Here is a 21,085-nt window from a genome sequence, read left to right on the forward strand (position 1 = left end):
TTGGTCGAGGTGTTGCCCGAACGTGCCGACCTCGCGGTCGGGATGATCGCTGTCTCATGTGTTCGGAGCGTCGGGCGGAGCGCCTGATACGCGCCGGGCCAGGATCGGCCCGCGGTTTCTTGACTCATTCCAGAAAACAGGGCAGGGTGGCGGTCATGAGGACGACGATCGACGCGCGGCAGATGCTGAGGGAGGCATCCCTGCGGGTGACGCGCCCCCGCATCGCGGTGCTCGAGTCCGTCCACGGCCTGCCCCACGCCGACACCGACTCGATCATCGCGGACGTGCGCCGGGCACTGCCCGAGGTCTCCCACCAGACGGTCTACGACTCCCTGCGTGTGCTCAGCACCGCCGGGATCGTGCGCAAGATCCAGCCCGCGGGCTCCGTCGCGCGGTACGAGACCCGCGTGGGGGACAACCACCACCACGTCGTCTGCCGCGTGTGCGGCGTCGTGGAGGACGTCGACTGCGCCGTCGGCGAGACGGTCTGCCTCGCGCCGTCCGACGACCACGGCTTCCGGATCGACGAGGCCGAGGTCGTGTACTGGGGCCTGTGCCCCGCCTGCCGTGCGCAGGCCGCCTCGACGCCGACGCCCGACGCGCACGCCTGACCTGCGGTGCTCCTCGCCGAGCACGCTCACCATGCCCTGTCCCAGCATCAGACCGGAAGGACCCCCATGACCCAGGACCCCCACGGCATCGTCCCCGTGAGCGACGACGTCGAGCCCATCGGCGGCACCGGCGGCGAGGCCGCCGAGGCGGCGGGCGAGTGCCCCGTCATCCACGGTGAGCGCGCCCCCCACCCGACCGAGGGCGGCGGCAACCGCGGCTGGTGGCCCAACCAGCTCAACCTGCGCATGCTCGCGAAGAACCCCGCCGTCGGGAACCCGCTCGACGCCGGCTTCGACTACCGCGAGGCGTTCCTCGCCCTGGACCTGGCCGCGGTCAAGGCCGACGTCCAGGCGGTGCTGCACGACTCCCAGGACTGGTGGCCCGCCGACTTCGGCAACTACGGCCCGTTCATGATCCGCATGGCCTGGCACTCGGCCGGCACCTACCGGTCGTTCGACGGTCGCGGCGGCGGCGGCGAGGGCCAGCAGCGCTTCGCCCCGCTGAACTCCTGGCCCGACAACGTCAGCCTCGACAAGGCCCGCCGTCTGCTGTGGCCCGTCAAGAAGAAGTACGGCCAGTCGCTGTCCTGGGCCGACCTCATGATCCTCGCCGGCAACGTCGCGCTCGAGGACATGGGCTTCCCGACCTTCGGGTTCGGCGGCGGTCGCGCCGACGTGTGGGAGGCCGACCAGGACGTCTACTGGGGCCCCGAGACCACGTGGCTCGCGGACCAGCGCTACACCGGTGAGCGCGACCTGGAGGAGCCGCTGGCGGCCGTCCAGATGGGCCTCATCTACGTCAACCCCGAGGGCCCGAACGGCAACCCGGACCCGCTGGCCTCCGCCGTGGACGTCAAGGAGACGTTCCGCCGCATGGGCATGGACCTGGAGGAGACCGTCGCCCTCATCGCCGGCGGCCACACCTTCGGCAAGACCCACGGTGCCGCGTCCGACGAGCACCTGGACGCCGACCCGGAGGCCGCCGGCCTGGAGATGCAGGGCCTCGGCTGGAAGAACGCGCACGGCACGGGCGTCGGCGACGACACGACCACCTCGGGCCTGGAGGTCACCTGGACCTACCACCCGACCCGCTGGGACAACGAGTTCTTCCACATCCTGTTCGCGTACGAGTGGGAGCTCATGGAGTCCCCGGCCGGCGCGAAGCAGTGGCGTCCGAAGGACGACGGCGGCGCGGACATGGTCCCGCTCGCCCACTCCGACGGTCGGCGCGAGCCGCGCATGCTGACCTCCGACCTCGCGCTGCGCTTCGACCCGGAGCTCGAGCCGATCTCGCGGAAGTTCAAGGACGACCAGCAGGCGTTCACCGACGCGTTCGCCCGCGCCTGGTTCAAGCTCACCCACCGTGACATGGGCCCGAAGGTCCGCTACCTCGGCTCCGAGGTCCCGGCCGAGGACCTGCCCTGGCAGGACCCGCTGCCCGCCCGCACGGCCGCCGACCTCACCGACGACCAGCTCGCCGCGCTGAAGACGGCGATCGCCGGGTCCGGCCTGACCGTCGCGCAGCTCGTGTCCACCGCGTGGGCCGCGGCCTCGTCCTACCGTGACTCCGACAAGCGCGGCGGCGCCAACGGTGCCCGTATCCGCCTCGAGCCGCAGCGCTCCTGGGCGGTCAACAACCCCGACCAGCTCGGTGTCGTGCTCCCCGTCCTCGAGGGCGTCCAGCGTGACTTCGCCGAGCAGACCGGTGCCGAGGTCTCCCTGGCCGACGTCATCGTCCTCGCCGGCGGCGTGGGCGTCGAGCAGGCCGCGGCCGCCGCGGGCGTGCCCGTCGAGGTGCCGTTCGCCCAGGGCCGCGTCGACGCCACCCAGGAGCAGACCGACCTCGACCAGTTCGCCTGGCTCGAGCCCGTCGCCGACGGCTTCCGCAACTACGCGGGCAAGAGCCCGCTGCCCGCGGAGTACAGCCTGGTCGACCGCGCCAACCTGCTCGGCCTCTCCGCGCCGGAGATGACCGTGCTCGTCGGTGGCCTGCGCGTCCTCGGCGCCAACCACGACGGCTCCGCCTACGGCGTGTTCACCGACACCCCCGGCGTCCTGTCGAACGACTGGTTCGCGAACCTGCTCGACATGTCCACCGAGTGGAAGGCGCTCGACCCGGGCAAGCACGCCTACGCCGGGTTCGACCGCACCACCGGCGAGAAGAAGTGGGTCGGCACCCGCTCCGACCTCGTCTTCGGCTCGAACTCCGAGCTGCGCGCCCTCGCGGAGGTCTACGCCTCCGACGACGCGCAGCAGAAGTTCGTGACGGACTTCGTCGCCGCGTGGGTCAAGGTCATGAACGCCGACCGCTTCGACCTGCGCTACGCGGGCCTGTCCGCGTGACCTGAGTCTGCGGCTCCCCGACGCCCGGTACCCCCTTGCGGGGTGCCGGGCGTCGTCGTGCCCGCACCGATGAGTCCGCCGCCGCGCCCCGGTCGTACCGGCGTACCGACCTCGGACGAAGGAGCAGCATGACCACCACGCACGAGACCCTGGACCACACCTTCAGCGCGCCGATCGGCGTCGACGTCAAGGGGGAGGTGTGGCCGTGCGTCGAGGTGCCGGACGCACGCGGGCTGTTCGGGTCGCTGCGCGCGGTGCGGGTCGACGCGACCGTCGACGGCGTCGTGACCCTGCCGAACATCGGGCTCATGCCGACCGGTGGCGGCAGCCTCATGCTGTCGCTCAGCGCGAGGGTCCGCCGCACGCTCGGCAAGGACGTCGGGGACGTGGTGACCGTCCACCTCGCGCGCCCGGCCTGACGGCGTCCCGGCAGCGGCGATGAGTCCGCCGGTCCCGGGGCGTCCACCCTGGTGGGACGAGCCGAGAGGGGGAGAACCGTGGGAGACGTCGAGATCGAGCTGTTCTGCACGCTGGACCTGGTGGGGCAGGCGCCGGGCGGGCCGGACGAGGACCCGGCGGGCGGGTTCGCCTTCGGCGGCTGGCAGGCGCCGCTGCTGGACGACGTCGCGGGTGAGCAGGTGCGCGCCGCCTACGAGGGCACCGACGCCCTGCTGCTGGGCCGACGGACGTACGACATCTTCGCCGCCTACTGGCCGCACCAGGACGACGCGTTCGGGCGGCTGTTCAACCGCGTGCCGAAGTACGTCGCCACCCGCTCCGAGCCCGACCTGTCGTGGGCGGGGTCCTCCCGGCTCGGCACCGACCTGGTGTGCGAGGTGCACGCGCTGCGCGGGCGGCACGAGCACGTCAAGGTCGTGGGCAGCCTCGATCTCGTGCAGAGCCTCCTGGCGCACAGGCTGTTCGACCGGCTCGACCTGTGGGTGCACCCGATCGTCCTCGGTACCGGCAAGAGGGTGTTCGCGGGCGGCGAGGTCCCCACGAACCTGGAGCTGCTCCAGCCGCCGGTCGCCGGCCCGCGCGGCGCCGTGCTGCTGCGCTACGGCCTGCTCGACGGCGTCCCGGCCACGGGTGACATGACGGCCTGACGCGGCCGCCCTGCGGCCAGGGCGTGGGACCATGGAGCCCACGCCCTCCGGGCGACGCACGGAAGGACCCGACATGGCCGGACACCGCATCTTCGCGATGAGCTTCGCGAGCATTTACCCGCACTACGTGACGAAGGTGGAGCGCAAGGGCCACACCGTCGCCGAGCTGCACCAGGTCATCACCTGGCTGACGGGCTACGACGACGCGGGGATCGCCCGCGTCATCGCCGACGAGGTCACCATGGAGGAGTTCTTCGCCGCGACCCCGCGGTGGAACCCGCACGCCGCCCTCATCACGGGCGTGATCTGCGGCCACCGGGTCGAGGACATCGAGGACCCCCTGATGCAGAAGGTCCGCTACCTCGACAAGCTGGTCGACGAGGTGGCCCGCGGCAAGAAGATGTCGTCGATCCTGCGCGGCGGTGCCGAGGTCCCGCAGGCGTCCTGAGCAGGGTCGGTCACAGGGCGTCGAGCAGCTCGAGCACCCGGCGGGTCGCGAGCGCGGCGGCGTCGGGGTCGTGGTCCGGGTGGCCGGGCTCGGCGAACAGGTGGCCGGAGCCGGGGTAGACGAACAGCTCGCCGCCGGGGACGTCCGCGACGTACTCGTCCTCGGCCTCCGTTTCGCGCCACGGGTCGTCCGCGCTGACGTGCGCCTGGGAGGGCACGCCCTCCGGCCAGGTGGCGCCCCACCACGACGGGGCGACCGCGCCGTACAGGAAGAACGCCGCCCGGGCACCGGGTCGGCGCAGCACGCCCTCCGCGGCACGCGCGGCGCCCATCGACATGCCCCCGTGCACGATCCCTGCCGGGAGTCGGTCGACGAACGTCGCGGCGCGCTCGGCCAGCACGTCCTCCCCGACGACACCGGCGTGCGCGACGCCTTCCTCCACGGTGTCGAACACCTGCCCCTCGAACAGGTCGGGGAGGTGCACGACGTGGCCGTGCCCCCGCAGCACCTCGGCGAACGAGCGGACGCCGTCGGTCACCCCGCGGGCGTGGTGGAACAGCACGATCTCGGCCATGGCGGCAGAGTAGGCGCAGGGCGTGACGCTCGCCCGGCGCGCCGCGGACGACGCCGGCCCGGCGGGGGAGCGCGGCGTCGCGGGGGAGCGGGGACGCCGACGGCGCGGCACCGGGGAGGTGCCGCGCCGTCGGCGTGCTGCGGAGGTGCGGTGTGCGCCGTGCGCGCTCAGCAGGGGCCGAGGTCGCGCCAGACGCCCCACTGGCCGCTCTGCGTGGGGTTCTCGCCGGTCGTCCACCACTTGGCCTCGTACAGGCGGCCCTGGTGGGAGACGCGGTTGCCGCCGACGTAGACCTTCGACGCCGACCAGGCCGCCGCCGCGGTGCACGTGACCGGGGTCGTCGGGGACGGCGACGGGGTCGGGGTGGTCGTCGGGGTGGGCGTGCTGCTGGGGGTCGGGGTCGGCGTCGGGGTGGGGGTGGTGCCCGGGCCGCTCGCGAGCCGTGCGCCGATGGTGTTGGCGAGCTCGTAGTTGTTGGTCTTGTCCCAGTTGATCGACCAGGTCATGACGCCGCCGATCTTGCCGTACTGCTTGGCGGGCTTGAAGGCGCCGCAGCCGGTGCCCACCTCGAGGCAGTCGACGGCCTTGATGACGTTCGCCATCGGCTGGTAGCCGCCGCCCGCCGCGCGCGGGACGGCCGGGACGCCGATGCCGACCTGGTCGGGGCGCAGCCCCATCTCCAGCTGGATGCACGACAGCGCCGTGAGGAAGTCGACGGTGGCCTGCGAGTACACCTGCTGGTTGCAGCCCATCATGGTGCCCGAGTTGTAGTACTGGGTGTTGACGATCGTGAGGATGTCCTTGATGGCCAGGGTGAGCTGGTAGTAGCCCATGCTGGTCGCCTGGTAGTCGATCGTCTGCGGCGCCATCGCGATGATGAGGTCCGGCCCGGCCTTCGCCGACAGCTGGTGCAGGGCGTCCGCCATGTAGGTCGCGTTGATGCCGTGCTCGAGGTCGATGTCGACGCCGTCGAAGCCGTACTCCTGCATGAGGGCGTACGTGGTGTCGGCGAAGTTCTTCGCCTCGGTCGCGTTGGAGACGACGACGTTGCCGCGCTCGCCACCGACCGAGATGATCACCTTGCGGCCCTGGGCGCGGATCGCCGCCACGTCGGCCTTGAACTGGGCGACGGTGTATCCGCCGAGCTCGGCGGACGCCAGGTTGAACGTGATGCCGCCGGGCGTGCCCGTCTTGTTGTCGGCGAACGCGACCGCGACGAGGTTGTACGCCTGCGGGATCTCCGACAGCCGCATCGTCACCGAGCCGTTGTCGAAGTTGTGCCAGTAGCCGGTGAGCCACTGCTTGCCGGTGGCGGCCGTCGCGGCGGCCTCCACGGCGGGCGCCGACGACGCGGCGGGGGCGGCGGTGGCCGGGACGGCGGCCAGCGCGCCCGCTGCGGCCAGCGCGACGGCGGCGAGGCCGGTGGCGAGCGTCCGGGCGCGCCGCCCGGCCGGTCGGGTGGAGATCTTCACGACGGTCCTCCTGAGGTCGAGGGGCGCCCCTCACGGGGCGCCGGTCGCCCTCGACCGTAGGCGGCGCCCGGCACGCGCCGACATGAGGGATCGCCGCCGACTTGCGGCGCTCCCGTACGGGAGAACCCGTACGGGACGACCCGCCGTCAGCCCGGCCGGGCCGAAGGAGCGTCGTCGCGCGTCAGGCGCAGGTGTCGCAGACGCCCGTGGCGGGCAGCGCCATGTAGCAGGTGGGGCACAGGGCGGGCGGCTCCTCCGGCTCCGCGGCCTTGCGCGTCCGCGGTGCGGCCGGCGCCTTGGGGGTGCGCGTCGCCGCGCGGCGCGCCGGGGCGGTCGCGGCGGACCGGCCGCCGGACACCTCGAAGCCGCGCTTGGACAGCAGCGTGCCCACCGCGACCTTCCCGCCCGTCATCTCCTCGGGCAGCGCGGCACGGCCGGTCGCGTACCGGTGCGCGACGGCGAGGATCGCCGTCGCGTCGTACGCCCTGCCCTCGTGGGTGAGGGTGACGCCCGGCGTCGGGGTGAAGCCGTAGACGCCGAGGAACGCCGCCTCGCCGCGGTCGTCGTGCTCGGCGATCGCGGCGAGGACGTGACTGCTCGTGACGGAGGAGAAGGTGGCCATGGAGGGAGCGTAGGTCACGGACCTGAACACCCGGTGCGCCGTCGGGCCCTTCGTGGCCACCGCCACACGGGCATCGAGGGTCAGCCGGTGCAGGCGTCGATCGAGAGCCCCAGCGTCGTGGAGACGAACACCCCCAGGTCGGCCATCGTGGCGTCCGGACCCAGCGCCGCCCGCGCCAGGTTGCGCAGGCCCGCACGCGGTGTCGGCATCTGCGCCGAGTGCTCGCCCATCGCACCCATCTGGGCGAACACCGCCGAGGCCTGGCCCCAGCAGGACGGCTGCGGCGCGGCGGCGGCCGGTGCGGCGACGGCCGGCACGGCGAGCAGCACGGCGACGGCCGCGCCCACGGTCAGCTTCTTCATGACGTCCCCCTCGATCGGCGGCACCCCGCCCGCGTCGTCGCGGGCCGACGCTCGTCGGTGAGGCCGGCGGCGCCGCCCCTCGACCGTAGGCAGGTCGGGGCCGGCTCGCAGCGCGGGCCCCGGGCGTCCGCCGGTGGCATGGTGGCGTCGTGGACCGGATCTCGGCGAGGGTCGTCGTCGCCCTGCTCGCCCTCAGCGCGCTGTGCGTCGCGCTGGCACCCCTGGCCGTGCCGGACACGTACGACGCCGTGGAGCACTCGGTGAGCGAGTCCGGCGGGCAGGGTGTGCCGGGCGCCTGGGTCGCACGGTCCGGGTTCGTGCTGCTCGGCCTGGCGGTGCTGCTGGAGGCGTCGCGCTCCGCCCGAGCGTGGGGTCCGTGGGGCCGTGGCGCGCACGGGATCTACGGCGTCGGCATGATCGCCGTGGCGATCGTGTCCCACCGGGCCTGGTACCCGGCCTCCTGGGACGCCGTGGAGGACTCGTTGCACTCCGTGGCCGCGACGGCCGTCGGGTTCGCGTTCGTCGTCGGGGTGATCTCCGTCGGGGTGCGTCGGGGCCCGGGGGCGGGGCCGGTGCGCGTGCTGGACACCGTCGCCGTCGTCGCCTCCGTGCTGCTGCCGCTCGTCATGATCACCTGGCCGTCCGTCGAGGGCGCCGCCCAGCGCACGCTGTTCGCGGTCGGGTACACCTGGTACGCCGTGGAGGCCGTGCTGCTGGCACGGGAGGTCCCGCGCGCCGGATGACCGGCCGGGCGCGCCGTGCCCGCCCCGTAGGATCGCCGGATGACCGGCACGAGGAAGGCAGGCCCCGTCCTGCTGTCCGTCGTGGCCGCCGCCCTGGTGGCCGCGCTGCTGGTCATGTTCTCCGGGCACCGGTCCGCCGTCTCGCCGGTGCACGACGGGCACCTCGGCTCCGCGCCGCACACGCACGACGAGCCGGTGCCGCACCGGGGGATCGCCCTGGTCCTCGACGGGCACGTGGACCCCGGCCCCGACCACGACGCGGGTCGGACCGGCGACGACGACCCCGGCAGCGCGGTCGTGGCGTCCACCCTGATCGTCGCGGCGGTGCTCGGAGCGGTGGTCGCGCTCCTGACCGGTCGGCGCCCGCACGTCGGCAGCCTCGGGCTGCGCCGGCGACCCGGGCCGCCGGCCCCCGTCGCCCGGCCGGCCGGGACCCGGTGGCCGCCCGACCTCCTCGCCCTCGGGGTCAGCAGGACCTGAGCGGCGGCGCCCCCACCGAGCGCCCGCAGCCCGCGGCTCCCGCCGCGCCCGCCGTCCCCGAGAGGAACCATGACTGCCCGACCCATCGTGGCAGCGTTCAGCGCTGCCCTCGCCCTGCTCCTGATCACCCTGGGCGCGACGCCCGCCGCCGCCCACACCGCCCTGGACACCTCGGACCCCGCCGACGGATCGACGACCGACGGCGCCGTCACCCGGGTCGTCCTGACGTTCACCAGGCCCGTCACACCGCTCGGCGACGCCGTCGAGGTCGAGGGCCCCGACGGCCCCGTCACGGTGGAGGTGACCGCACGACAGGACGGCGCCGTGCTCGTGGCGACCCCGTCGGACGCGCTCACCGACGGCGAGTACCGGCTGGAGTGGACCGTGGCCGCGCAGGACGGCCATCCGCTGGACGGCACCGTCGCCTTCACCGTGGCGGGGGCCCCGGCCGAGCCGGAGGGCGGGGACGGCGGCGCCGCGTCGGAGCCCGCCACGCCCGGCCCGACGACGTCCGACGAAGCGCCGCACCCCGAGGACGCCGGTGCGTCCGCGGCCGACGGCAGCGCGTCGACCGCCGCGGCCGTGGGCGGGGTGCTCGCCCGCCTCGGCGGCGCGGCCGCGCTCTGGGGCCAGCTCGTCGGCCTCGGGGGACTCCTGTTCGCCGCGCTCGTGCTGCGCGGCACCGACCGCCGCGACGTCCCGGACGTCCTGCGCGTCGTGCGCTGGACGGGCGCCCTGGTCCTCGGCGGGCTCGTCCTGCGGCTCGCGGCCAGGGCCGTCGTCGTGGCCGGCGGTGAGCTCGGCGTCGCGCTGTCCGGGACCGGCCTCGCCGACGCGCTCGCGGGCAGCGCCCGCACCGTGTTCGCCCTCCAGGCGCTCGGAGCCCTCGCCGTGCTGGCCGGTGCGCGCCGCAGCCTGCCCGGTTCCTGGCTCGCCGTGGTCGGCGTCCTGCTCGCCACCGCCGGCCAGGTGCTCGACGGCCACTCCAACACCGGGACCCCGTGGTGGCTCGTCGTCGGGGTGGACGTCGCGCACCTGGCCGCGGCAGCCACCTGGATCGGCGGTGTCGTCATGATCGGCGTGGTGCTGCGCGCCCGTCGTGTCCAGGGTCGCTTCCTCGACGCCGGGCGGCTCGGCGCACGCTTCTCCACCGTCGGCGCGGTGGCCGTCGTGGTGGTCGGCGTCGCGGGCGTGCTCCTCGCCGTCGAGATCCTCGACCGGCCCGCCCAGCTCTGGGAGACCTCCTGGGGGCTCGTCCTCCTGGCCAAGGTCGCCGTCGTCGGGATCGTCGCCGCGTTCGGCGCGCACCAGCACTTCCGGGTGGTGCCCACCCTCGAGGCCCCGGGCCACGGGGCCCGGCGGGCCCACGCCGCCGCCGGCCGGCTCCAGCGCGGGGCCCGGTCCGAGACCACGCTGCTCGTCGTGGTCGTGGTGCTCACCGCCTGGCTGGTGGCCGCGTCGGTGCACGTCTGACCCGCCCGGGAGCCGGCACGTCGTGCGGCCCGGTATCACCGGGCACCGCGCGACCCTCCGTCCTGGTGGCGGCCCGCGCCGAGGACAGGCCTCGCGCGCCGTCGCGTCAGCACCGGGAGGCACCGTGACCGACTTCTACGTCGCCGCGCCGGGGGAGTCCTCGCCGCCCGTGCCGGACGGGCCGCGGCTGTGCCGCGGCGACGACATGCGGGTGGTCCACAACGCGTTCCTGTGGGGGTACGAGCGTGCGCCCGGGCTCGTGCGCGGGGTCGCCGCCGGCGACACCGTCCGCAGCGGGCTCGTGGGGCGCTGGCTCGGCGACCTCGACGCCACCCTGCACGTCCACCACGAGAGCGAGGACACCCTGCTGTGGGACCGCCTCGAGGGCAGGGCACCCGCGTGCGCGCTGCACGTCGGGCAGATGCGGGCCCACCACGCCCAGGTCCAGGCGCTCCTGCACGAGGCCGAGCCGCTGCTCACCTCGTGGCGGGACAGCGCCGACCCCGCCACCGGCGAACGGCTCGCGGACGCCTACGAGCGCATGCTCGCCGTGCTGCGGGTGCACCTGCGTCGCGAGGTCGTCGAGATGATCCCCGTCGTGGAGAAGGTGCTCACCGAGGCCGAGTGGCAGGAGCTGGGGGAGCACTCCATGCAGGCCATCCCGCGCTCGCGGCTCCTGCCCCAGATCGGCTTCATGATCACCGCGTCGCCCGACGCCGGACCGGCCATGCTCGACGACGCCCCCACGCCCGTGCGCTGGATGTACCGGCTGTTCGGTCGGCGCCAGTTCGAGCGGACGTTCCGCGACCTGTTCCCCGGGGAGCCGATCCCGCGCACCTGAGGCGCGGCCCCGAGGTCAGCCCGCGACGCGCAGGCGCGGCAGTTCGGCGACGACGTCGTCCAGGTGCCCGCGCAGGTCGCCGTCCGGGGGCAGCACCACGACGAACTCCGTGACACCGAGCGCCGCGTACCGCTCCACGAGTCCCGCGAGGTCGCCCAGCGCATGCTCGCGCAGGCGCAGCTGGACGGTGCGCCGGACCTCGGCCGGGTCGCGGCCGACGTCCGCGCAGTGCCGCTCCAGCACCTCGACCAGGCCGGCGAGCTGCTCGGGGGTGCTGGTCGTGTCGTTCCAGGCGTCCGCGTACCGCGCCACCAGGCGCAGCGTGCGCCGCGGCCCCGACCCGCCGACCCAGATCGGCGGGTGCGGGCGCTGCACCGGCTTCGGCTCCGCCACCGCGTCGGTGAGGCGGTAGTGCTCCCCGGCGAACGTCGTCGTCGGCTCCGTCCACAGGGAGCGCACGACCTGCAGCGCCTCCTCCAGCCGGTCCATCCGGGTGCGCACCGAGCCCAGGTCCAGCCCGTACATCGCGTGCTCGCGCTCGTTCCAGCCCGCGCCGATGCCGAACTCGAGGCGCCCGCCGGACAGGTGGTCCACCGTCGTCGCGAGCTTCGCCAGCATCCCCGGGTGGCGGTACGAGTTCCCCGACACCATGCAGCCGATCCGCACCCGCGTCGTGTCCACCGCCATCGCGGCCTGCATCGCCCACGCGTCGAAGATCGGCCGCGTCGGGTCGTCGCCGAGGGCCGCGATGTGGTCCATCACCCACACGTGGTCGAACCCCGCCTCGTCTGCCGTGCGCCACACCTCGCGGAACGACTCCACCGGGGCGTCCTGGGCCAGCTTGAGACCGAAGCGCAGCGTCATGCCCGCCATCCTGGCACGCGACCGCGGTCCGCTACGCTCGCTGCGGCGTCACCGCGCCGTACCCGAACCCGCCCGTACCAGGGCCGTGACACACCCCGGGCCCACCCCGCCCGCGCCGAGGAGACATGAGCACGCCACGCCCCGCCGACCCGACGGCCGCCGTCAAGCACTCGCTGTTCGAGGACGCCCTCGGCATCCTCACCGGGACCTTCGTCATCTCGCTCGGTCTGTACCTGCTGGAGTCGGTCTCCGCGGTCACCGGCGGTACCGCGGGGCTCTCGCTGCTCGTCAGCTACGTCCTCCCCGCGCCGTTCGCCGTCCTGTTCGTCCTGGTCAACCTGCCCTTCTTCCTGCTGGCGATCCGCATGAAGGGCTGGGACTTCACGCTGCGCACCGGCCTGTCCATCGCGCTCGTCTCCGGCTTCAGCACCCTGCACCCCGCGATGCTCGGGCACGTCGAGGTCGCACCCGCCTACGGCGTCGTCGCCGGCAACGTGCTGGCGGGCGTCGGGCTGCTCATCCTGTTCCGCCATCGTGCGAGCCTCGGCGGGTTCAACATCGTCGCCCTCGTCGCCCAGGACCGTCTCGGCTGGCGCGCAGGCTACGTCCAGATGGCCCTGGACACGGCGGTCGTGCTCGCGGCGGTCGCGGTCGTGCCCCCGGCCACCGTGCTGTTGTCCGTCCTCGGCGCCGTGCTGCTGAGCGTCATCCTCGCGGTGAACCACCGCCCCGGGCGCTACACCGGGTACTGAGCGCACCGGGCACGACGACGGGCCGCCTCCTGCCCCGGGGAGGCGGCCCGTCGTGCGTGCGGGGTCAGTGGCAGCGCTCGGTGCGCTGCGGTGCCCAGCCGTCGTCGCCGGACAGGTGGTCCGCGACCTCGTGGTCGCGCGCCTGCGCCCGCGTCAGCTGCGGGCGGTCCGCCGTGACGCGCGCGCCGGGGCCGGCGTTGCGGAACTCCGCGTTGCTGCCGGGCAGCCAGTCGTAGCCGGACATCGTGGTCCACGGGTCGTCCACGGCGAGGTGCTTGCCGAGCCAGGAGTCGCGTACGACGAGCCGCGGGTCGTTGTCCGGGGCGCTGCTCGGGTGCCACGGCCGGGCCAGGAAGTAGGACCCGTCGGCGGCGTTCGTGGTCAGGCGCGAGCCGATCACGAGGAACCCGTGGGCGAAGTCCTTCGAGGTGCTGGGCGCGAACACGTAGCCGTTGGGCGTGCTGTCCCGGCTCAGCGCTCGGATGGTCGTGTCCTCGATGACGGCGGTGGCGCGGCCGAAGACGAAGTCGACGTCGCCCTCGACGTAGCTGTCGCGGACGTACACGCGGGCGGGGACGTCCACGCTCGGGGTGTCGAGGTAGAGGGTGTCCTGGTTGCCGAGGAAGCGGACGTCGTCGAAGACGACCTTGTCCGCCCGGGTCTTCACGGCGACGGCCTGGCGGTTGGTGATCTCGGGGTGGGCGGCCTCGTCGAAGGCGTTCTCGAACGTCACCGCACGGGCCTGGAAGCCCTCGCCGGAGATCGTGACCGTGGCCGACCCGGAGGTGCCCCACGTGCCGCCCTCGGGCTTCGGGGTGCCCGCGGCGCGGTCGTCGGTGATGACGACGTCCCGCGGGTCGCCGGTGGCGCCGACGAACGTGAGGTTCGGGTGGGCGGCGTCGACGTCGACGCGGCCGGAGTACGTGCCGGGGCGGAGAAGGATCTCGACCCGTCCGGTCGAGCCGGTGGGCGCGAGGTCGACCGCCTCCTGGACGGTGGTGGCGTCGCCGCTGCCGTCGGGCGCGACCACGACGGTGGCCACGGGTTCCTCGACGCGGCCGGGGGAGTCGTGGGCCTGCGCGGGGAGCGTGGTGGCGCACAGGGCGCCGACGAGCAGGGTGGTGAGGGCGGCGGACGCGGCGGTGCGTCGGCAAGGCATCGTTGCCTCCTGGGGTACGGACGGTCCGGAGAAACCGGTTTCCTGCACCCTGGCACAGCCCGAGCGGCGCTGGCAAGCGCTGCCACCGGCACTGGCGCCCGGCGTATCGGTTGTGCGCAATTGAATAGTGTGCGACGGTTGTGCCGTGCCCGACTCCGGCGCCTCCCGCGCGCTCGACCCGCTGCTGTGCTTCGCCGTCTACTCCCTGGAGCGACGGATCACGAGGCTGTACGCCGACCTGCTCGCACCGTGGGGGCTGAGCTACCTGCAGTACGTGGTCGTCACCGCGCTCGGTGGGAACGCCGGCGCCGGGCTCACGGTGGGGGAGCTCGGAGCGGTGCTCGACCTCGACTCCGGCACGCTGTCGCCGCTGCTCAAGCGGCTCGAGGCGCGCGACGTCGTGCGGCGGACCCGGTCCACCGCCGACGAGCGGGTCGTCGTCGTCACCCTGACCGACGCCGGGCGCGCGCTGCACGAGGAGCTGGGCGACGTCCAGCGCTGCCTCGCCGAGCGGATGCCGCCCGACGAGCAGGCCGCGGTCGAGCTGCGCGACCAGCTCCGCCGCGCCAACGACTTCCTGGCCGGTCACGCCGGACCCGGCGCGACCACACGACACGAGGAGACCACAGCATGATCCAGACCATCGGCTACACCGCGGAGGCCCTGTCCACCGGAGCGGGCCGCGACGGCCACGTCCGGTCCGACGACGGGCGTGTCGACCTCGAGATGGCGCCCCCGAAGGGGCTCGGCGGATCGGGCGAGGGGTCCAACCCCGAACAGCTCTTCGCCGCCGGGTACGCCGCCTGCTTCCACTCGGCGCTGCAGGCCGTGGCCCGCCAGCAGAAGGTCGCGCTGGCCGACACCTCGGTGGGCGCGCGGGTCCACATCGGGGCGAACGGCGAGGGCGGGTTCGAGCTGGCGGTGGAGCTGGAGGTCGTCGTGCCCGGTGTCCCGCGCGAGCAGGCGCAGGCGCTCGCGGACGCCGCCGAGCAGGTCTGCCCGTACTCGAACGCCACCCGCGGCAACATCGACGTGACCGTCACGGTCGTCGAGGACTGAACCGCACCCGGGCGGCCCCGCGGGCAGGTCCCGCGGGGCCGCCGTGCGTCCGGTGCGACCGGCCCGCGGAGGCCCGGACGAGGGCCGGAGAAGGTGCCGGGCGCCACGTGCGCCGCGTACAGTACTCGGCGTGAACGAGCGCAGCGCAGGAATCGGTCAGGTCGGCGGCGAGGACCAGCTCGCGCAGGGACGCGTGCAGCTGAGGTCGAAGGACACGTGGATCCCCGACGGGCTGGGGGAGGTCTCGCGGCGGGCCGCGGCCGAGGGCGTGGTGCTGCTCAAGAACGAGCACGACGTGCTGCCGCTTTCTGGGAGCGCTCCCATCGCGGTGTTCGGCCGCGTCCAGGTCGACTACTTCACCGTCGGCTACGGCTCGGGCGGCGACGTCCGCCCGCCCTACAGCTGGAACCTCCTCGACGCGTTGCGCGCCGACCCCGCGCTCGAGGTGGACGCCGCGCTCGCCGAGCGCTACGAGACCTGGTGCGCCGCCCACCCCGTCGAGGCCGAGCCCGAGTGGGGCACCTGGCCGCGCTCGCACCCCGAGATGCCGCTCAGCGAGGCCGACATCGCCGAGGTCGCCGCCCGCACGCCCCTGGCGCTCGTCGTCGTCGGCCGCGCCGCCGGCGAGGCCCGCGAGCAGGCCCTCGAGGACGGCAGCTTCTTCCTCACCGACGACGAGCGCACCCTGCTCGCCCGGGTCGGCGCCGCCTTCGAGCGGACCGTCGTCGTGGTCGACACGGGCAACGTGATCGACCTGGCCTGGACGCGCGACGAGGCGCTCGACGCCGTGGTGCTGGCCTGGCAGGGCGGCATGGAGTCCGGGCGGGCCGTCGTCGACGTCCTCACCGGCGCCGTCCCCGCCGGCGGCCGCCTCACCGCGACCGTCGCGCACCGCTACGAGGACTACCCCACCCACGAGCACTTCGGCGCCGCCGATCACAACGAGTACGTCGAGGACGTCTACGTCGGCTACCGCTGGTTCGAGACCTTCGCGCCCGACGCCGTGCTCTACCCCTTCGGGTTCGGCCTGTCGTACACCACCTTCGACGTGCGCGACGTCGTCGTGGGCCGCGACGGCGACACCGTGACCGTCACCGCGCAGGTCGCGAACGCCGGCACCCACGACGGCACCGAGGTCGTCCAGGTCTACGTCCGCGCCCCGCACGGCCTGCTCGGCCGCCCCGCGCGCCACCTCGTGGGCTTCGCCAAGACCGCCGTGCTGCGCCCGGGCGACGTCACGTCGGTCGAGGTCGTGTTCGACCTCGCCGACGTCGCCGGCTACGACGACGCGGGCGTCACCGGGCACCGGTCGTCCTTCGTCCTGGAGGCCGGCACCTACGAGGTGCTCGTCGGCGCCGACGTGCGCGCCGCCCGCCCGGTCGGCGGTGTCGACGTCGAGGAGCTGCGCGTCGTGCGCACCCTGAGCGAGGTCGCGGCCCCGCGACCCGAGCACGCGTTCGAGCGCGTCGTGGCGCGCCCGGGCGAGCACGGCCTCGCCGAGCCGGGCGTGGAGAAGGTGCCGACGGCCACGGTGGCGCGGCGCGAGCGGGTCCTCGCCGGCCTGCCCGCCGCCCTGGAGCGCACCGGCGACGTCGGGATCGTGCTCGGCGACGTCGCGGCCGGGCGGGCGACCCTCGAGGCGTTCGTCGCGCAGCTCGACGACGACGAGCTGGAGGCCCTCACACGCGGCGACTTCACCATGGACTCCCCGCTGGGCGAGCCCGGCAACGCCGGCGCCCTGGGCGGCACGGTCGCCTCCCTGCGGGACAAGGGCGTGCCCGCCCTGACGACCACGGACGGCCCGGCCGGGATCCGCCTGGCCGTGCACACGGCGCTGCTGCCCTGCGGCACCGCGCTCGCCTCGACCTGGAACCCCGGCCTGGTGCGCGAGCTCAACGCGCTGCTGGGCGCCGAGATGGCGGCCAAGGGCTCGGACGTGCTGCTCGCGCCCGGGATGAACATCCAGCGCGACCCCCTGTGCGGACGCAACTTCGAGTACTTCTCGGAGGACCCCCTGGTGACCGGCCTCATGGCGGCCGCCACCGTCGACGGCATCCAGGGCGCCGGCCTGGCCGCCTGCCCCAAGCACTTCGCGGCGAACAACCAGGAGACCAACCGCGAGCACAACGACTCGCGCGTCTCCGAGCGGGCCCTGCGCGAGATCTACCTGCGCGGGTTCGAGATCTGCGTGACCCGGTCCGCGCCGCGCACGATCATGACGTCGTACAACAAGGTCAACGGGGTGTGGGCGCACTACCACCACGACCTCGTCACCACGGTGCTGCGCGAGGAGTGGGGCTACACCGGCGCCGTCATGACCGACTGGTGGATGCGCCCGGCGACCGACCCCGACTTCCCGGCGCTGACGAACGACGCCTACCGGGTGCGCGCCCAGGTGGACGTGCACATGCCCGGGGCCTGGCACCGCGACGACCGCCACGGTGACGGCTCCCTGCTGGCGTCCCTGCACGCCGACGACGGCATCACCCTGGGCGAGCTCCAGCGCACGGCCCGCAACGTGCTGCGCCTCGTGCTGTCGAGCCCCCGCGCCTCCGCCTGAGGCCGCGTCGCGCGTGCGGGTCGCGACGGACCGGGAACTTCCCGCGGCCGTCGTCGTTGGTGTCGGTGAACCCGTCACCGAGACGAGAGGCGTGGAAGCGCTCGTGAGCACCACCGGGTCGCCCGACGGCGACCGGAGCGACAGTCCGGACCCCGATCCCCGGCGCGACCGCGCCCGAGGGGAGGGGAGCACGTGCTGACCACCTGGCTGACCCTCCTCGGGGGTGTCGTGGCCACCGCCGTGATCATCGCGGCGAACGGCTACTTCGTGGCCCAGGAGTTCGCCTACATGTCCGTGGACAGGTCCCGGCTCGCGGCCCGGGCCGCGGCCGGGGACGCCGCCGCGGCCCGGGCGCTGACGGTCACCCGTCGCACCTCCTTCATGCTGTCCGGCGCCCAGCTCGGTATCACCGTGACCGGCCTGCTCGTCGGGTACGTCGCCGAGCCGCTCGTCGGCGCCTCGCTCGGCGAGCTCCTGGGCGGCGTCGGGGTGCCGGCCGGGGTCAGCGTCGCGGTCGGCACCGTCCTGGCGCTCGCCGCCTCGACCCTGGTGCAGATGATCTTCGGCGAGCTGTTCCCGAAGAACCTCGCGATCGCCGCCCCCGAACCGCTCGCGACGGGTCTCGCCCGGTCCACGCAGGTGTACCTGGCGGTCTTCGGCTGGCTCGTCACCGTGTTCGACCGCTCCGCCGACGCCCTGCTGCGCCTGGTGCGGATCGAGCCGGTCCACGACGTCGACTCCAGCGCCACGGCCGACGACCTGGAGCACATCGTCGCCGACTCCCGCGACAGCGGGGACCTGCCCGCCGACCTGTCGCTCGTCCTCGACCGCATCCTCGACTTCCCGCACCGCGACGTCGAGCACGCCATGGTGCCGCGCTCCCGGGTCGACGTCGTGGCGCCCGACCTCACCGTCGGCGAGGTCCGCGCCCTCATGGCGGTCGCGCACACCCGCTACCCGGTGATGGGCTCCGACGACGAGCCCGCCGGCGTGGTCCACCTGCTCGACGTGCTCGCCGCCGCCGACCACGACGCGCCCGCCGCGTCGATCATGCGGCCGCCCGTCGTCGTGCCGACCCTCATGCTGCTGCCCGACGCCCTGCGCGCGCTCGAGGACGCCGGCCAGGAGCTCGCGTGCGTCATCGACGAGTACGGCGGGTTCGTGGGCATCCTCACCGTGGAGGACCTGTCGGAGGAGGTCGCCGGCGAGATCACCGACGAGCACGACGCCGACCGGCCCCCGGACGTGGTCGCCGACGGCCCCGACGCCTGGCTCGCCGCGGGCGACGCCCATCTGGACGAGGTCGAGCGCGAGACCGGTCACGACCTGCCGCGCGGCGACTTCGAGACCCTCGCCGGGCTGCTCATCGCGGTGGCGGGCGGCCTGCCCGCGCGTGACGACGTCGTCGACGTCGAGCTGCCCGTCGACCCGGCCGACCTCGCGCTCGACTCCCCGCCCCGGCGCGTCCTGCGCGCCCACGTCGTGGACGTGGCGCGGCGCGTCCCCGCCCGGGTCCGCCTCACGCTGGAGGCCGGGCCGACCCCGGTCGGCGTCCCGGCCGCACCGTCCGACGCCGAGGGAGACCGGTCATGACCAACCCCTGGTTCGTGCTGGGCGCCACCATGGCGCTCATCGTCCTGAGCGCGTTCTTCGTGGTCATCGAGTTCGCGCTGCTGGGCGCCCGCCGGCACCGGCTGGAGGAGGCCGCGCCGACCAGCCGGGGAGCGCGCGCCGCCCTGCGGTCCACCCATGAGCTGACGACCATGCTCGCCGGGGCGCAGCTCGGCATCACCGTGTGCACGTTCGCGCTCGGCGCCGTCACCAAGCCGGCGGTCGACGCGTGGCTCACCCCCGTGCTGACGGCCACCGGCCTGCCCGCCTGGCTCGCCGACGTGCTCGCCTTCGCCCTCGCGCTGCTGGCGGTCACGTTCCTGCACCTCGTGGTCGGCGAGATGGCGCCCAAGTCGTGGGCCATCGCCCACCCGGAACGCGCCGCCGTGCTCGTCGCCCCCGTGGCGCGCTGGTACGTGTGGCCGTTCCGCCCGGTGCTCGCCTTCGCCAACGCCGTCGCGAACCGGCTCGTCCGACGCGTCGGGGTGGAGCCGGTCGAGAGCGCCGCGGTCGGCGGTCACGACGCCGCGACGATCCGGCACCTCGTCGAGCACTCGGCACGGGTCGGCGTGCTGGACGCCAGCGTGCGCTCGCCGCTGGCCGGGGCGATCGACCTCACCACCCGCACCGTCGGGTCGTTCCTGCGGCCCGGGAGCCGCCCGACCGCGGTCGCGCGGACGGCGACGGTCGCCGACGTGCAGGCGGCCGCGCGCGCGAGCGGGCACCTGCGGATCCTGGTGCAGTCCGGCGACCCCGGCCGGCCCGACGTCGTGCACGTGCGCGACACGCTCCTGGAGCCGCCGGCGCGCGCCGCGGCCGACCTCGCCCGGCCCGTCCACGTCGTCACGTCGCACGACCCGGTCCACGAGGCGCTCGCGGGCATGCGTCGCGTGAGCGAACAGCTGGCCGTCGTGGTCGACGACGGGGTGGTCGTCGGCGTGGTCACCCTCCACGACGTCCTCGGCCGGGTGGTCCCGCGACCCGCGTGACGCGGGCGCCGAGCGGTGCGGTGGCGACGGGGGCGGACGACCGGCGGGTCGCCCGCCCCCGTCGCGCTACGGTGGCGCCACGACACGGGGTGCGCCCACGGCGCTGAGATCACACCCGTCGAACCTGAGGCAGCTCGCACTGACGGAGGGATGTCGCCCATGACCCACCTGCCCCTGCCCGCCCCGCCCGTGCCGCGCGTCCTGGCGGTGGCCGGGTCCGACCCGTCCGGCGGCGCCGGGATCCAGGCCGACCTGAAGTCGATCGCCGCCGCCGGCGGGTACGGCATGGCCGCGGTCACCGCGCTGACCGCGCAGAGCACCCGCGGGGTGACCGGCGTGCACGTGCCACCGCCCGACTTCCTCGCCCTGCAGCTGTCCACCCTGACGGCGGACGTGACGCTCGACGCCGTGAAGATCGGCATGCTGGCCACCGCGGACGTCGCCGGCGTGGTGGCGACGTGGCTGGCCGACCAGCACGGCGCCCGGCCGCCCGTGGTGCTCGACCCGGTCATGGTGGCGACGTCCGGGGACCGGCTCCTCGACGACGCGGCCGAGGGGGCCGTGCGGGACCTCCTGCGCCACGCCGACGTCGTCACGCCGAACCTTCCGGAGCTCGCGGCGCTGCTCGACGAGCCGGTCGCGGGGGACTGGGACGCCGCGCTCGACCAGGCGGCCACGCTCGCCGCCCGGCACGACGTCCTCGTGGTGGCCAAGGGCGGTCACCTGGGCGGCCCGCACGCGCCCGACGCGCTCGTGGACGCCGACGGCCCCCGGACGGAGCTCGTCGCGCCGCGTGTGCGCACGAGGGCCGGGCACGGTACGGGCTGCTCGCTGTCCAGCGGGCTGGTGACCCGGTACGTGTCGACGGGCGACTGGGGAGCGGCGCTCGCGGCCACGAAGGAGTGGCTGACGCTCGCGCTGCGGCACGGCGCGGACCTGCAGGTGGGGACGGGGCGCGGCCCGGTGGACCACTTCGCCCACCTGCGGGGCGTCGCGGTGCCGGCGGGCTGACCCGC

Annotated in this window: 22 protein-coding genes and 1 riboswitch; of the genes, 16 read left to right on the top strand and 6 right to left on the bottom strand. The window is 74.5% G+C overall.

The window, feature by feature from the left end; genetic code table 11:
* Positions 1 to 155: 155 nt before the first annotated feature.
* The 5 genes from ATJ88_RS09125 (at position 156) to ATJ88_RS09145 (ending at position 4,508) form a co-directional block, all read left to right on the top strand.
* Positions 156 to 611: a Fur family transcriptional regulator gene (locus ATJ88_RS09125; RefSeq protein WP_098463563.1), complete on the top strand. Its 456-nt coding sequence runs from the start codon at positions 156 to 158 to the stop codon at positions 609 to 611.
* A 66-nt stretch (positions 612 to 677) separates the two neighbouring features.
* Positions 678 to 2,954, top strand: coding sequence for a catalase/peroxidase HPI (gene katG, locus ATJ88_RS09130; RefSeq protein ID WP_098463564.1), 2,277 nt, complete (start codon positions 678 to 680; stop codon positions 2,952 to 2,954).
* 128 nt (positions 2,955 to 3,082) lie between these two features.
* The gene (locus ATJ88_RS09135; RefSeq protein ID WP_098463565.1) at positions 3,083 to 3,373 is read left to right on the top strand and encodes a DUF1905 domain-containing protein; all 291 of its coding nucleotides are present in this window, start codon (positions 3,083 to 3,085) and stop codon (positions 3,371 to 3,373) included.
* 78 nt (positions 3,374 to 3,451) lie between these two features.
* Positions 3,452 to 4,060, top strand: coding sequence for a dihydrofolate reductase family protein (locus ATJ88_RS09140; RefSeq protein ID WP_098463566.1), 609 nt, complete (start codon positions 3,452 to 3,454; stop codon positions 4,058 to 4,060).
* Positions 4,061 to 4,133: 73 nt separating this feature from the next.
* Complete coding sequence (locus tag ATJ88_RS09145) at positions 4,134 to 4,508, top strand: DUF2200 domain-containing protein (protein ID WP_098463567.1); 375 nt, start codon at positions 4,134 to 4,136, stop codon at positions 4,506 to 4,508.
* A 10-nt stretch (positions 4,509 to 4,518) separates the two neighbouring features.
* Here the strand turns inward: ATJ88_RS09145 and ATJ88_RS09150 are convergent, their stop codons facing one another.
* The 4 genes from ATJ88_RS09150 to ATJ88_RS09165 all read right to left on the bottom strand — a co-directional run bounded on the left by ATJ88_RS09150 (position 4,519) and on the right by ATJ88_RS09165 (position 7,538).
* Entirely contained in the window at positions 4,519 to 5,082 is a 564-nt protein-coding gene (locus ATJ88_RS09150) for a dienelactone hydrolase family protein (protein WP_098463568.1), read from the bottom strand.
* A gap of 167 nt (positions 5,083 to 5,249) precedes the next feature.
* Positions 5,250 to 6,554: a glycosyl hydrolase family 18 protein gene (locus tag ATJ88_RS09155; protein ID WP_211287490.1), complete on the bottom strand. Its 1,305-nt coding sequence runs from the start codon at positions 6,552 to 6,554 to the stop codon at positions 5,250 to 5,252.
* Positions 6,555 to 6,735: 181 nt separating this feature from the next.
* Positions 6,736 to 7,176 (bottom strand): ScoMcrA-related endonuclease, encoded by a 441-nt coding sequence (locus tag ATJ88_RS09160; RefSeq protein WP_098465232.1) that lies wholly within the window; start codon positions 7,174 to 7,176, stop codon positions 6,736 to 6,738.
* An 80-nt stretch (positions 7,177 to 7,256) separates the two neighbouring features.
* Positions 7,257 to 7,538 (bottom strand): hypothetical protein, encoded by a 282-nt coding sequence (locus ATJ88_RS09165; protein WP_141538641.1) that lies wholly within the window; start codon positions 7,536 to 7,538, stop codon positions 7,257 to 7,259.
* A 149-nt stretch (positions 7,539 to 7,687) separates the two neighbouring features.
* Here ATJ88_RS09165 and ATJ88_RS09170 point away from each other — a divergent pair, with 149 nt between their 5' ends.
* From ATJ88_RS09170 to ATJ88_RS09185, 4 genes are all read left to right on the top strand, one after another.
* Positions 7,688 to 8,281: a DUF998 domain-containing protein gene (locus ATJ88_RS09170; protein WP_098463570.1), complete on the top strand. Its 594-nt coding sequence runs from the start codon at positions 7,688 to 7,690 to the stop codon at positions 8,279 to 8,281.
* Positions 8,282 to 8,320: 39 nt separating this feature from the next.
* Complete coding sequence (locus ATJ88_RS09175; protein ID WP_098463571.1) at positions 8,321 to 8,761, top strand: hypothetical protein; 441 nt, start codon at positions 8,321 to 8,323, stop codon at positions 8,759 to 8,761.
* A gap of 69 nt (positions 8,762 to 8,830) precedes the next feature.
* Positions 8,831 to 10,234, top strand: coding sequence for a copper resistance CopC/CopD family protein (locus ATJ88_RS09180; protein WP_098463572.1), 1,404 nt, complete (start codon positions 8,831 to 8,833; stop codon positions 10,232 to 10,234).
* Between the two features lie 124 nt (positions 10,235 to 10,358).
* Positions 10,359 to 11,075: a hemerythrin domain-containing protein gene (locus ATJ88_RS09185; RefSeq protein WP_098463573.1), complete on the top strand. Its 717-nt coding sequence runs from the start codon at positions 10,359 to 10,361 to the stop codon at positions 11,073 to 11,075.
* Positions 11,076 to 11,090: 15 nt separating this feature from the next.
* On the opposite strand, the gene ATJ88_RS09190 is transcribed toward ATJ88_RS09185, so the two are convergent.
* Positions 11,091 to 11,939 (bottom strand): LLM class F420-dependent oxidoreductase, encoded by an 849-nt coding sequence (locus tag ATJ88_RS09190; protein WP_211287491.1) that lies wholly within the window; start codon positions 11,937 to 11,939, stop codon positions 11,091 to 11,093.
* A gap of 125 nt (positions 11,940 to 12,064) precedes the next feature.
* Between ATJ88_RS09190 and ATJ88_RS09195 the strand changes: the two genes are divergently transcribed.
* Positions 12,065 to 12,691 (top strand): YitT family protein, encoded by a 627-nt coding sequence (locus tag ATJ88_RS09195; RefSeq protein WP_141538642.1) that lies wholly within the window; start codon positions 12,065 to 12,067, stop codon positions 12,689 to 12,691.
* A gap of 64 nt (positions 12,692 to 12,755) precedes the next feature.
* Here ATJ88_RS09195 and ATJ88_RS09200 read toward each other — a convergent pair whose 3' ends face one another.
* Positions 12,756 to 13,850, bottom strand: a complete 1,095-nt coding sequence (locus ATJ88_RS09200) for a pectinesterase family protein (RefSeq protein ID WP_098463575.1) — start codon at positions 13,848 to 13,850, stop codon at positions 12,756 to 12,758.
* Between the two features lie 145 nt (positions 13,851 to 13,995).
* On the opposite strand from ATJ88_RS09200, the gene ATJ88_RS09205 reads away from it, so the two are divergent.
* The 6 genes from ATJ88_RS09205 to thiD all read left to right on the top strand — a co-directional run bounded on the left by ATJ88_RS09205 (position 13,996) and on the right by thiD (position 21,080).
* Positions 13,996 to 14,484: a MarR family winged helix-turn-helix transcriptional regulator gene (locus tag ATJ88_RS09205; protein WP_098463576.1), complete on the top strand. Its 489-nt coding sequence runs from the start codon at positions 13,996 to 13,998 to the stop codon at positions 14,482 to 14,484.
* Positions 14,481 to 14,909, top strand: coding sequence for an organic hydroperoxide resistance protein (locus ATJ88_RS09210; RefSeq protein WP_098463577.1), 429 nt, complete (start codon positions 14,481 to 14,483; stop codon positions 14,907 to 14,909). The genes ATJ88_RS09205 and ATJ88_RS09210 overlap by 4 nt, the downstream gene beginning before the upstream one ends.
* A 130-nt stretch (positions 14,910 to 15,039) precedes the next feature.
* The gene (locus ATJ88_RS09215; protein ID WP_098463578.1) at positions 15,040 to 17,469 is read left to right on the top strand and encodes a glycoside hydrolase family 3 protein; all 2,430 of its coding nucleotides are present in this window, start codon (positions 15,040 to 15,042) and stop codon (positions 17,467 to 17,469) included.
* Between the two features lie 192 nt (positions 17,470 to 17,661).
* Positions 17,662 to 19,062, top strand: a complete 1,401-nt coding sequence (locus tag ATJ88_RS09220; RefSeq protein WP_098463579.1) for a hemolysin family protein — start codon at positions 17,662 to 17,664, stop codon at positions 19,060 to 19,062.
* Positions 19,059 to 20,069 carry a CNNM domain-containing protein gene (locus ATJ88_RS09225; RefSeq protein ID WP_098463580.1) on the top strand — a complete coding sequence of 337 codons (1,011 nt, stop codon included), beginning with the start codon at positions 19,059 to 19,061 and terminating at the stop codon, positions 20,067 to 20,069. Before ATJ88_RS09220 ends, ATJ88_RS09225 begins: the two co-directional genes overlap by 4 nt.
* 75 nt (positions 20,070 to 20,144) lie before the next feature.
* Positions 20,145 to 20,237: riboswitch (TPP riboswitch) on the top strand.
* The gene (thiD, locus tag ATJ88_RS09230; RefSeq protein WP_098463581.1) at positions 20,229 to 21,080 is read left to right on the top strand and encodes a bifunctional hydroxymethylpyrimidine kinase/phosphomethylpyrimidine kinase; all 852 of its coding nucleotides are present in this window, start codon (positions 20,229 to 20,231) and stop codon (positions 21,078 to 21,080) included. Its footprint overlaps the riboswitch before it by 9 nt.
* The last annotated feature ends 5 nt before the right edge of the window (positions 21,081 to 21,085 follow it).

The organism is Isoptericola jiangsuensis, from assembly GCF_002563715.1.
GTDB lineage: Bacteria > Actinomycetota > Actinomycetes > Actinomycetales > Cellulomonadaceae > Isoptericola > Isoptericola jiangsuensis.

Bases quoted from the DNA above. Each gene is read 5' to 3' on its own strand.
- ATJ88_RS09125 (WP_098463563.1), top strand. From the start codon at position 156: ATGAGGACGACGATCGACGCGCGGCAGATGCTGAGGGAGGCATCCCTG.
- katG (WP_098463564.1), top strand. From the start codon at position 678: ATGACCCAGGACCCCCACGGCATCGTCCCCGTGAGCGACGACGTCGAG.
- ATJ88_RS09135 (WP_098463565.1), top strand. From the start codon at position 3,083: ATGACCACCACGCACGAGACCCTGGACCACACCTTCAGCGCGCCGATC.
- ATJ88_RS09145 (WP_098463567.1), top strand. From the start codon at position 4,134: ATGGCCGGACACCGCATCTTCGCGATGAGCTTCGCGAGCATTTACCCG.
- ATJ88_RS09150 (WP_098463568.1), bottom strand. From the start codon at position 5,082: ATGGCCGAGATCGTGCTGTTCCACCACGCCCGCGGGGTGACCGACGGC.
- ATJ88_RS09160 (WP_098465232.1), bottom strand. From the start codon at position 7,176: ATGGCCACCTTCTCCTCCGTCACGAGCAGTCACGTCCTCGCCGCGATC.
- ATJ88_RS09165 (WP_141538641.1), bottom strand. From the start codon at position 7,538: ATGAAGAAGCTGACCGTGGGCGCGGCCGTCGCCGTGCTGCTCGCCGTG.
- ATJ88_RS09175 (WP_098463571.1), top strand. From the start codon at position 8,321: ATGACCGGCACGAGGAAGGCAGGCCCCGTCCTGCTGTCCGTCGTGGCC.
- ATJ88_RS09180 (WP_098463572.1), top strand. From the start codon at position 8,831: ATGACTGCCCGACCCATCGTGGCAGCGTTCAGCGCTGCCCTCGCCCTG.
- ATJ88_RS09190 (WP_211287491.1), bottom strand. From the start codon at position 11,939: ATGACGCTGCGCTTCGGTCTCAAGCTGGCCCAGGACGCCCCGGTGGAG.
- ATJ88_RS09195 (WP_141538642.1), top strand. From the start codon at position 12,065: ATGAGCACGCCACGCCCCGCCGACCCGACGGCCGCCGTCAAGCACTCG.
- ATJ88_RS09200 (WP_098463575.1), bottom strand. From the start codon at position 13,850: ATGCCTTGCCGACGCACCGCCGCGTCCGCCGCCCTCACCACCCTGCTC.
- ATJ88_RS09210 (WP_098463577.1), top strand. From the start codon at position 14,481: ATGATCCAGACCATCGGCTACACCGCGGAGGCCCTGTCCACCGGAGCG.
- ATJ88_RS09225 (WP_098463580.1), top strand. From the start codon at position 19,059: ATGACCAACCCCTGGTTCGTGCTGGGCGCCACCATGGCGCTCATCGTC.
- thiD (WP_098463581.1), top strand. From the start codon at position 20,229: ATGACCCACCTGCCCCTGCCCGCCCCGCCCGTGCCGCGCGTCCTGGCG.